The sequence below is a fragment of the Chloroflexota bacterium genome, from assembly GCA_013152435.1.
GTDB lineage: Bacteria > Chloroflexota > Anaerolineae > DUEN01 > DUEN01 > DUEN01.
This window is the reverse complement of the sequence record JAADGJ010000002.1, coordinates 1-10,386: the sequence shown is the minus strand read 5'-3', so window position 1 is coordinate 10,386 and position 10,386 is coordinate 1. Positions and strand designations below refer to the sequence as shown.

Here is a 10,386-nt window from a genome sequence, read left to right as displayed (position 1 = left end):
TATCCCTCCGCCGTATCGAAGAAGTTCACCCCCACGTCCAGCGCCGCCCGGACGGTCGCGATGGACTCGGCCTCCTCCTGGTCCCCCCACACGAAGCCACCGCCGAAGACCCAGCAGCCCATCGCCACGACGGACACTTCGATATCGGTTCGCCCCAGTTTGCGATACTCCATCCGTATCTCCTATCCCCTCATGGATACCGCACCAGCCCGGTCCGGTGCTTTTCCACCCAGTCCCAATGGATCTTCACGCCCAACCCGGGCCCCTGGGGAACGGGGACATGCCCCTGCTGATCGATCGCATCCAGGGCATCCCGATAGCCATCCTCATACAAGGGGATGTCCTGGCTCGAGGGGGCCTTGGGATGCACCAACCCCATCTCATAGTAGTTGGTGTTGCGGACGGCCGCCATACACTGCCGCTGAGCCGGGCCGGGGCCATGAAATTCGATGTCAATCCCCAGCGCCTCACAGGCATGGGCCAGCTTCATGACGCCCGTGATGCCATCATAGCCCACGTCCCCGCGGACGAAATCCGTGGCATCGGCCAGGGCGAAGTCGATATGGGGCTCCAGCGAGCGCACATGCTCCGTCATGAGCAAGGGGGTCTTGATGAGTTGACGCAGCTTTCGGTGAGCGAACTGCGAGATCCCACCGTCCCTGTATGGGTCCTCATACCAGAAGTAATGCTCCTCATCACAGGCCCATCCCACCTTGAGCGCGTCCCCAAAGGTCATGTACTCGCACGCGGGGTCCAACATGAGATCCATCCGATCGCCCACCCGCTTCCCGACGGCGTGCACTGTGGCGATCTCCTGAGCGATGGGGGCCCGCCCCCACCCATGGATCTTGAAAGCGGGATATCCCATCTCCAGACACTGCTGGGCGAAATCGGCATAAGCCTCCGGGCAGTCCAGCCCCCCGTTGTGATCCCCGTGATACGTGCTGGCGTAGCAAGGCAGGCTCTCCTTGTAGCCACCGAGCAGCCTGTAGATGGGCGCGCCGTAGTACTTCCCGGCCAGATCCCACAAGGCGTTGTCGATCGGCGCCAGGCCGACGCGAGCCACCTGCCGCAGAGCCCGCTTCACATCGGTGTAGATGCGCTCCCGCTCCAAAGCGTTCTTCCCGATAAGATAATGCACGAGCCGGGGCAATGTGGAATACTCAGCGGCGCTTCCTCCAGCATACTCCCCCACTAGGCCCACATCGGTAAGGATACGGATGATGTAGCCCTTCATGGTGACCCGGCCGTCGGGGACGTAGACCAGGTTGAACCCGTTGTAATCCGTCCCCAGGTTCTCCATCGTGTACTCATACTCGTGGATCTCAACTCCCGTGATCCTGGGCTCTGCCATTTTCCTCCTCCTGATGCACATGCAAGCTGCGGGGATGCGCTCGCCGAACCGAAGGCGGGCCGGATAACCACCCATGTATCGTATCACTTATACCAGGCCTTACGCGGGGCGTCAACCGCACCGGCGACGTATCCTCCGGGGGAGGCTATAGAGGGGGGTCCTTCCCCACAGAATCCCCGCCTTTCCAGCCTGCACTCGCCTTCCTCGGCCCTTTCCACTGGAGATCCAGGCCAAGGCCCGGCAGGCCAGAGACGGAAGGAGGGGCCTCTCCGGAGAGGCTTTGCCCCTCCGGGCCCTCCCAGGGACAAGCCTTGCCCACCCGCCCCAGGGAGTGGAGGGGGATCACTCTCCAAGATGGAGCCACACGATCAATGATCTGGAACAGAAGAGGAAAGGAGGAGAGAGGAAACTCTGCGCCTGAGACAACCCTGCGCTTCACCATGGTGGCAGCAAGGCGCCACGCAAGTGCGGAAAACACCACAATATACAGGGCTTTCCCCAACGCAAACCACAAAATAGCGGGGTAACAACCCGATCTAATGCGGTACTATCTGAACGTGATCGCGATCCGGGGGACGGGGTTCTCACCTGGCGTGGCGTGCGAGGAGACGAACGGAGGACAAAAAAAGCCCCCGGTCATGGCTGCAATGAAAAAGGCTTTGGGAGGGTGGGGCTCCATCTGCCAGGCTGCGATGCAGGGCCATGCGCCGGGGCTGAAAGTATTATAGCATTTATTGGACGACTTCTACTGTACGACTACCTGACGCTTACCCTACGCAAGCGTAGGAGCCCCGAAGACGGTCGTCTAGACCAGGAAGGCGACGCCAATGCCCACCGCCGACATCAACAGGACCCCGGGGAGCAACGCCTTCCTCAGCGCCGGGGATCCCCCCATCAGGGCGATCCCCCCCTTCACCACCGTGTTCGACACCGCGGCCATCACGATCGCCCGGGAGGCGACGACCAGCTCCACATCCCCCATGCGGCTTAGCTCGGCCACCGACAGGGTGATCGCATCCACATCGGCGACGCCCGTGACGATGCTGGAGAGGAAGATCCCCGTGTCCCCAAAGTAGAGCTGTGCCGTCCGTGACACCAGCAACACGATCGCATACAACAGGCCGAACTTGATGGCCGACATCAGATCGAACGGGTTGGAGAACTGGATATCGCTCCGCTCCCTGGCGCGCTGCAAGAGATACAGGTAGGCACAGTAGAGAAGCCCGACGGCGCCGATCGCCGCGATGGGGATCCACACCACCTTCAGGAGCTCCCGATTCACCACGCCCACTTCCACCAGCACGCGAGAGAACATCACCGTCCACGCCACCACGATCGCCAGCGCGAAAGGGCGCGCCAGGGCGTCATCCTGATTGCTGCGCTCGGAGAAGCTGAGCGTCACCGCGGTGCTGGAGACCATCCCCCCCAGAAAGCCGGTCAGGCCGATGCCCCGCTCCGGCCCCACGATCTTGATGGCCACATATCCCAGGAAGCTGATCCCCGAGATGAACACGACCATCAACCAGATCTTGAAGGGATTCAACACATCGAAAGGCGGCGGCAGGAAGCTCTCATTGGGCAGCACCGGCAGCACGATCGCGCTGATGACCGCCAGCTGCAGGGCCGCAAAGATATCCTCACGCGTGAGGGCCCGGACGAGGCGGTCCGTCTCCAGCTTGAGGGACAGCAACGCGGTGGTGGCGATGCCCACGGCGACGGCGATGGTCAGATAGCCCCAATAGCACAGGGCCCCCACCAGGACCACGATCAGCATCGCCACCTCGGTCGTCATTCCCACCCGGCCCCGCCACGCATCGGTGAAGTAGGCCACGGCGGCGAAGGTCCCCAGCAGCAGGATGATCCCCAGGAACACCCCGGGCGATCCGAGCTGCTCCGCGGCCATGGCAGCCAGCGCCCCCACCAGCCCCATCAGCGCCAGGGTGCGCTCGCCCGCCGCGATCTCCCGCCCCCCACCTCCATGAGCGAACTCGCGCTGAAGGCCCACCATGAAGCCGATGGCGATAGCCGCGCCGAATCGAAGGAACAGGTCAGCTTGACTCATCGTTTGTGGCTTTCGCTAGGATTCCTATAGAGATCTTGATGAAGCGATCCAGAGGCACACCCACATCCCAAGGCAGCCTCACGAGGTGCCTGCGAGCATCCCGCATCCATCGTTTAACATGGCCCCCATTATACCACATACCCCAGCCACCTTCGGCCTCCTTCAGCTGATGGAGCAGGGCCTTTCCGAGTCAGGCCGAGAAGGGACAGGTGCAAGGCGGGAGAATGGCACTGTTCCTCCGCCTCCCTGAGAACCCGCGGTGGGCATCGTGGGTATCCTGCGAGTCTCCACCGCTTTGGACACACGATCGGCGATAGCGGAATTCGAGCAGACATGGTACAATCGCATCCGCAAGGGAGGAAACGGTCGTTTCCCAGCGCCGCCGCCAACACCCCATCTATGGGGCGCCACTCCCTCACACCATCCCCCGCAGGACCGTCATCGCCGAGCCACACACCCCGGTCAACGTCACTCCCCGGCGGCAGGTGCAGATCGAGGTTGCGGATGCGCGACAGCCAGTTGCCAGGCGTCCACCCGCCTGGAGGGAGGCAAGTCCCATGACCGGCCCAGGAGCGAAGCCTGTCATCTTCCTCGCGTTCGCCAACGATCGAGATGACCAAGTTGGGTACCTTCGCAACCTGCCCGAAGAAGCTCGCCGGCTACGCGCCGCGCTGGAACGCGCCCAACGAGACGGCCTCTGCAACCTGGTGGAACGCTCCAACGCAACCCTGGACGATATTCTCGACGTATTCCAGGATCCCCAATACCGTAACCGCATCGCCGTATTCCATTACGGCGGCCACGCGAACGGCTATTACCTCCTGCTGGAGTCCGCGGAGGGCACCCCCACCGTCGCCCACGCGGGTGGGCTCGCGGCGTTCCTGGGGCAGCAGCGAGGGTTGCAACTGGTCTTCCTCAACGCCTGCTCCACCCGACGACAGGTGCAAGGGCTCCTGGACGCCCAAGTCCCCGCCGTCATCGCCACATCCCGCGCCATCGAAGACCGGGTCGCCATGGACTTCGCGCGCCGTTTCTACCAGAGCCTGGCCGGCGGAGCCAGCATCCGAACGGCCTATAGCGAAGCCGAGGCCGCCATTCGAACCGCTCACGGCGACGACACGAGGGGCCTGTACTGGTCCGAAGCCCCGCCCGACGCCCCATGGCCCTGGGCGCTCTACCTCCGAGATGGAGCGGAGGCGGCAGCCCAGTGGAACCTGCCGGAGGCCGCGGGAGACCCGCTCTTCGGGCTTCCCACCCCACCCCCTCGAGATCTCCCGGCGATCCCATTCCGTCATCTCAACTGGTTCGATCGAGAGCACGCCGAGGTCTTCTTCGGGCGAGGGCACGAGATCCGAGACCTATACCAACGGATTACGGCGCCGCACAGCGCCCCGATTATCCTGTTCTACGGCCAGTCCGGCGTCGGCAAGTCATCCCTCCTGGCCGCCGGGCTGCTCCCGCGCCTGGAAGGGGACTACCAGACCCGTTACCTTCGGCGCGATCGGGCGAAGGGGTTGGCGGAGACCCTCCGGGACGCGCTATCCCTCCCCGGCGAAGACATCCCCGCTCGAGAGGCCTGGATCGCACGGGAGCGGCAGATCGGTAAGCCCATGATCGTCATCCTGGACCAGGTGGAGGAGGCCTACACGCGCCCCACAGCAGCCCAACCCCGGGAGATGCAGAAGCTCCTGGACGTCCTGGTGGCCATCTTCGCCGATCCGAGCACGCGCCCCCAGGGGAAATTGATCCTCAGCTTCCGCAAGGAGTGGCTGGCGGAGATCGAGGATCGGCTGATCGAACGAAGGCTCCCGCACAGCAAGGTCTTCCTGGAACGCCTCTCTCGACGCGGCGTCATCGAAGCCGTGACGGGGCCGACCCAGACGGAGCGACTGCGCCAACAGTATGGGTTGACCATCGAGCCAGGGCTCCCGGACATGATCGCCGACGACCTGCTGGGAGATCCGGCCTCGACGGTGGCCCCGATCCTGCAGATCCTGCTGACCAGGATGTGGGAGGAGGCCCACAAGCGCGACGAGGCCCACCCCCATTTCGACCAGAAGTTGTACCGGCGGCTGAAACAGGAGGGCATCCTGCTCGACGACTTTCTGCGCCGACAACTGGCGACCCTGAAGGAGGCCCAGCCGCAGGCGGTGGACTCCGGCCTGGCGTTGGACTTGCTCGCCTTCCACACCACGCCTCTCGGCACCGCCGAACAGCGCACGGCGGAAGAGATCAAGCAAACATACAGCCATCAGCGCGAGGTGCTGCCCGCGCTGATACAGCAATGCATCGATCTCTACCTGCTGGCCACCGGCACAAGGGATCCGGCGGGACATCCCACGACGACCCGCCTATCCCACGACACGCTCGCCCCATTGATCCGCGCCCGCTACGAGGAATCGGACAGACCGGGACAACGAGCCCGCCGCATCCTGGAGAATCGCGCCGTGGAGTGGCAGGACGACCAGGATGGCGCGCCGCTGGACGAGCAGGACCTGGCCCTGGTCGAGCAAGGTGCGGCGGGCATGCGCGTCAGAACCCCTGCCGAGGAACGATTGGTAAACGCCAGCCGGAGGGAACGGACAAGGAGGCGCCGCCGGCGCCGGCTCTGGCAAGGGATGGGGATCGCCGCCATCCTGTTGATCCTCATCTCCGCCGTCGTGGCGGGATGGCAATGGCGCGAGACGGCGAAAGCCAAAAAGAAGGCCGACGCACGCGCGCTGATCGTCCAGGGTCAGTCGAAGTTCGAGGAGAACCCCCTGTTGGGCCTGCGCCTGGTGCTGGAGGGCTGGAGGCTCGCCCCACAAAGCGAACGCGCCCTGATCGAGAAGATCGCCCAAGACCAGGCACGACACGGCCGGCTGCTCCGATTGGGCCAAGGCGACGTCAAGGCCATGTACTTCTCCGACGATCGCTCGTGGGTCGTGCTGGATCAATCCCAGGACCCCGGCCAACTGCTACGCACCGTGGACGGCGCGCTCATCGCCACGCTCACGGACGAGATAACTCGCGCCCAGTTCAGCCCGGACCCGGCCGCCACCTATGTAATGATCCAGTACACGAAAGCGCCGCAAGAGCTGCGCCGGACCGAGGACGGCATGCCCATGTCCCTTCCCGGCCGGCTGGATACGATCTTCTTCAGCCCCGACCGCCTCGTGATCGACTACGGGGACCGGCCGGGCGAGCTGCGCCGTATCGCCGAGGGATCCCTCATCACCTCGCTCACGGGCAAAGTAACCCAGGTGCAATTCAGCCCGGACCCGGCCGCCACCTACTTCGTGGTGAGCTATGAGGACGGCACCCCCGGTGAGCTGCGTCGCAGCGCCGACGGCCAGCTGATCGCCACGCTCACGGGCAGCCCCAGCCGGATAAACTTCAGCCCGGATCCCGCCGCAAGCTATGTAGCCATCCAATATGGCAATCGGGTGGAAACGTCCCAGCAAGGGATGTATGGGATAGAGATATACGAGAACGATCCCCCCGCCGAGCTGCGTCGCACATCCGATGGCTCGGTCATCACCACCCTGGCCAGCGCCGAGTTCCTCTTCTCCGTGCAGTTCAGCCCCGACGCCGATGCAACCTACCTGCTCGTGAATTACGTGCTCGATCCCAGCATGGGGTGCTCGGAAGAGATCGCCGAGCTGCCCCCGGTCCCATGCGGCGACGGCTATCCCGAACTGCTGCGCACCGCCGACGGCTCGCCCGTGTCTCTCACCGACGTCCCTATCCAGATCTCGTTCAGTTCGGATCCAGCCGCCTCCTTCTTCGCGGTCCGCTATCGAGAGGGCCTCGTCGAGCTGCGCCGCATCGCCGATGGCTCGGTCATGCCGCTCCCGGGCTACGCCCGGGACGTGTACTTTGGAAAAGAGCGCCTGGTAATCGGGTACGACGGCGAGTATGGCGAGCTACGCAGCGCCATCGATGGATCCGTGCTCGCCACGTTCAACGAGGTAGGCTCTAGACGGGTGAAGATCGCCCAAGTGGATTTCAGCCCGGATCCAGAGGCCGCCTACTTTGTGGTCCAGTACACTCATGGGATGCCCGCTGAGCTCCGGCGGGCCGCCGACGGCTCGCTCATCAGCCAACTGGGCAGCTTCGTCCAGGTGGAGTTCGCCAAAGACCCGCTTGCCAGATATCTCATCACCCGCGAGCCAAAGGGATATCCCGAGCTACACCGGACGGTCGACGGCTCACCCGTGCCGGCCACGAAAGGGGTTCTCTGGACGGCGTTCAGCCCAAACCCGGACGCGACCCACTTCGTGATCGGCTACGCCCGCAAACCCGCTGAGTTGCGCCGTATCGCCGACGGTTCACTGGTCGCCGAGCTCACGAGCGTCGCCAGGGCCGATCGAGTGTGGTTCAGCTCGGATGGAGCCTACTTCGTCATCCAATACAACGACGACCAGAGCGAGCTATGGGATGTGCAGCGCCCGTCCCACCCGCTGGCCGATCTGGGCTCGGGCCGGGCCGGCCACGCCTTCGCCCCGCGAGGTCAGAGGCTCGTCATCTGGCACACCGATGGCCAGGCCTACCTGCTGGATCTGGGCTGGCTGCAAGCGACGAGCACCCCCCCGACGGATTTCGAGCAATTCATACGGATCGTCTGCGAAGGCCCATTCGCCAGTGGGCTTCTCGATGAGAGCGACTTGAAGTCATCCCTGGAGGACATCCCTCCTCGGGCCTGCCCATGATCCCGTCCTCCACCGATCGGCCTGCCCCGTCCATCCACGGGGGCGATGGCCCACAGCCCATCGCGACCAGGGTACCCGGCGGGCAGGAGCCGATCACCTCAGCTCGATCGCCTTCTCCGGGCACTGCAACACGCAGGCCCCACAGGCGATACATCGCTCCGGATCGTGGAAGACGGCCACCCGACGGGCACGATCGGGCGTCCAGCAGCCCACCGGGCAGACCTCATAGCATTGCCAGACCCCAGCGCACTTCTCCGGATCGAAATGGATCCGCAGCCGCCGCAGGCGACGGGCGATCCGCCAGTGCTCGGCCAGAGAGGACCACAGGGTGGGGTGAGCGCTCATGACCTCACCTCCAGCCCAGCGCCAGCGGGACCAGCCAGTAGATCAATCCCAGCATCACACCGATGATGGCCTCCCACCCCCAATTGGCCTGCTCGCCGCGCATCAAGGGGGACATGCCCTGCAGTTCGGCGGCGGTGAAGACGGACAGGCCAGTCAGTCCCACCGTCCAGTTGAACAGCCGCGTCGCCGGCAGCGGATCCCAGATCACAGTATAGGTGAGCAGGCCGGCCAGCGCGATCAAGGTCAGCGGAATGCTCTTGAGCAGCCCATCGCGGCCCGGGAGCCACGGGTGCACGATCGCGTAGAAATAGGAGAGGCCCACCAGGCTGGCGGTGATCGGCCAGAACATTCCCCGCCAGAAAAGCAGGACGGGAAGCAGGATCAGCAACCCGTAGAACCCCAACGTGACGGTGACCATCTCCAGCCGATCCCTCACCGGAAACCGCACCCATCGCATGTCATCCGTCTTCTTGCGCCCGGCGGCCAGGTAGGCCGGGACGTCCTCCGCACGAACGGGCCCCCAGTGCACCCCCCAGCCGATCTCCCGCCGTATCCGCCACCCGTCCACACCGTTGGCGCATAACTGGGGCAAAATCAGGGCGTGATGGCTGACGACCTCCTCCACACGGGAGGACCTCACGGCGGAGATCACCTTCTCGGCGGTGAAGTAGCCGCCGCCGGCCGCGCACCAGACGTTGATCCCGGCCGAATCGGCCACCAGCAGCCAGACATCCGCCCGCCCGTCGATCCCTCGGACCAGACGGCGCACCGTCAAGTCGAAATTGCCGGTGACCAGCAAAGGGGAGTCCGGGCCGGGATGGCCGACGGCATACAACCCCGGACGCACCTTGGGATAGGGCGGGATGATACGGAAAAACAGCATCCACAAATCAAGTAACAAGGTGCGCAAGGTCACGCGATGACGCAAACGACCGACCACAGGGGCGGGGAGTTCGGCCTCCGGCTGGGCCGCATCAGCGGGGAGGATCTCGTACAGGACCAGGCTACCGCCCAGGTAGGAGGCGACCAGCCGAGCGCGAAATCCGCTCCGAGCCAACAGGGAATCGAAGTCGCGCAGGGCGGCGGTGGAGGTGCGGGTGAGCAGCCAGGTCAGGATGGCCAGCGGCCAGCGGACGAGATAGAAGAGCAGCCTGGGCAGCCAGCGCGCGGGGATCACCTCATCCGCGATCAGCAGCCGCCCGCCGGGGGCCAGTAACCCTGCGCAGGCATCCAACACGTAACGCTGCTCGTCAGGGGGCAACTCGCTGAAGACCAGCGTGGAGACGATCAGATCGAAGGAAGCGGGGGGGAACTCATCCTCGATCCGGGTCGCGTCCATATGCCTCAGGGTTACATGGTCCCCCAAACCCTCGGCGGCGATCCGCCTGCGGGCCTCGGCCAACATCGCGGGGGAGGCATCGATCCCCGCCACGACGGCCCCCTGCCGGGCCATCCGAGCGGCGAGTACGCCGGTGCCGCACCCGATCTCCAGGACGCGCGCCCCCGCGCGGACATACTCCCGGACGATCTTCTCCTTGAGACGCCCCAACCGTCCCAGGGTGAGGATCTGGATCCCCCGGTCATAATCCTTTGGGCTGGTCTCCAGCCACTTCATAAAGACGGTGGCCATTGCCTCCTCGCGCCGTGGGCCCTTCCAGTCGGGTAGATCCCCCACACGGGCCACCACGTCGCAAGACCAGTATACCACAGGCACGCCGGAAGCCATCGACCGCCCCTCAAGGCTGGCCTTGCGGGTGGCGAAGGGCGCTGCCTCCCGCCACCCGCACCAAGATTACGCCTTCCCGGTTTCCATCACTGACCCTGAAAAAGCCCCGACCGGGATATAGGGCCTTTTCAAAGTCCAACGTCCATATTGGCATACATGGCGCCTGCAGGGACGAGGCAAGGTGTCGTGTCTGTATACGCATCTTCTC

At 64.5% G+C, this 10,386-nt stretch carries 6 protein-coding genes; 1 reads left to right on the top strand and 5 read right to left on the bottom strand.

Annotation, left to right across the window (positions count from 1 at the left end):
• The 3 genes from GXP39_00045 to GXP39_00035 form a co-directional block, all read right to left on the bottom strand.
• A partial coding sequence (locus GXP39_00045) for an aldo/keto reductase (protein NOZ26427.1) occupies positions 1-173 on the bottom strand: 173 nt, incomplete at its 3' end.
• Positions 174-190: 17 nt separating this feature from the next.
• Positions 191-1,354, bottom strand: coding sequence for a mandelate racemase (locus GXP39_00040; protein ID NOZ26426.1), 1,164 nt, complete (start codon positions 1,352-1,354; stop codon positions 191-193).
• An 805-nt stretch (positions 1,355-2,159) separates the two neighbouring features.
• Entirely contained in the window at positions 2,160-3,416 is a 1,257-nt protein-coding gene (locus GXP39_00035; GenBank protein ID NOZ26425.1) for an MgtC/SapB family protein, read from the bottom strand.
• Positions 3,417-3,973: 557 nt separating this feature from the next.
• Here GXP39_00035 and GXP39_00030 point away from each other — a divergent pair.
• The gene (locus GXP39_00030; GenBank protein ID NOZ26424.1) at positions 3,974-8,107 is read left to right on the top strand and encodes a CHAT domain-containing protein; all 4,134 of its coding nucleotides are present in this window, start codon (positions 3,974-3,976) and stop codon (positions 8,105-8,107) included.
• Positions 8,108-8,200: 93 nt separating this feature from the next.
• Here GXP39_00030 and GXP39_00025 read toward each other — a convergent pair whose 3' ends face one another.
• Together GXP39_00025 and GXP39_00020 are read right to left on the bottom strand one after the other, a co-directional pair.
• Positions 8,201-8,452, bottom strand: coding sequence for a 4Fe-4S dicluster domain-containing protein (locus GXP39_00025; protein ID NOZ26423.1), 252 nt, complete (start codon positions 8,450-8,452; stop codon positions 8,201-8,203).
• Positions 8,453-8,456: 4 nt separating this feature from the next.
• Positions 8,457-10,082: a methyltransferase domain-containing protein gene (locus tag GXP39_00020; GenBank protein ID NOZ26422.1), complete on the bottom strand. Its 1,626-nt coding sequence runs from the start codon at positions 10,080-10,082 to the stop codon at positions 8,457-8,459.
• Positions 10,083-10,386: the final 304 nt, after the last annotated feature.

Bases quoted from the DNA above. Each gene is read 5' to 3' on its own strand.
- GXP39_00040 (NOZ26426.1), bottom strand. From the start codon at position 1,354: ATGGCAGAGCCCAGGATCACGGGAGTTGAGATCCACGAGTATGAGTAC.
- GXP39_00035 (NOZ26425.1), bottom strand. From the start codon at position 3,416: ATGAGTCAAGCTGACCTGTTCCTTCGATTCGGCGCGGCTATCGCCATC.
- GXP39_00030 (NOZ26424.1), top strand. From the start codon at position 3,974: ATGACCGGCCCAGGAGCGAAGCCTGTCATCTTCCTCGCGTTCGCCAAC.
- GXP39_00025 (NOZ26423.1), bottom strand. From the start codon at position 8,452: ATGAGCGCTCACCCCACCCTGTGGTCCTCTCTGGCCGAGCACTGGCGG.
- GXP39_00020 (NOZ26422.1), bottom strand. From the start codon at position 10,082: ATGGCCACCGTCTTTATGAAGTGGCTGGAGACCAGCCCAAAGGATTAT.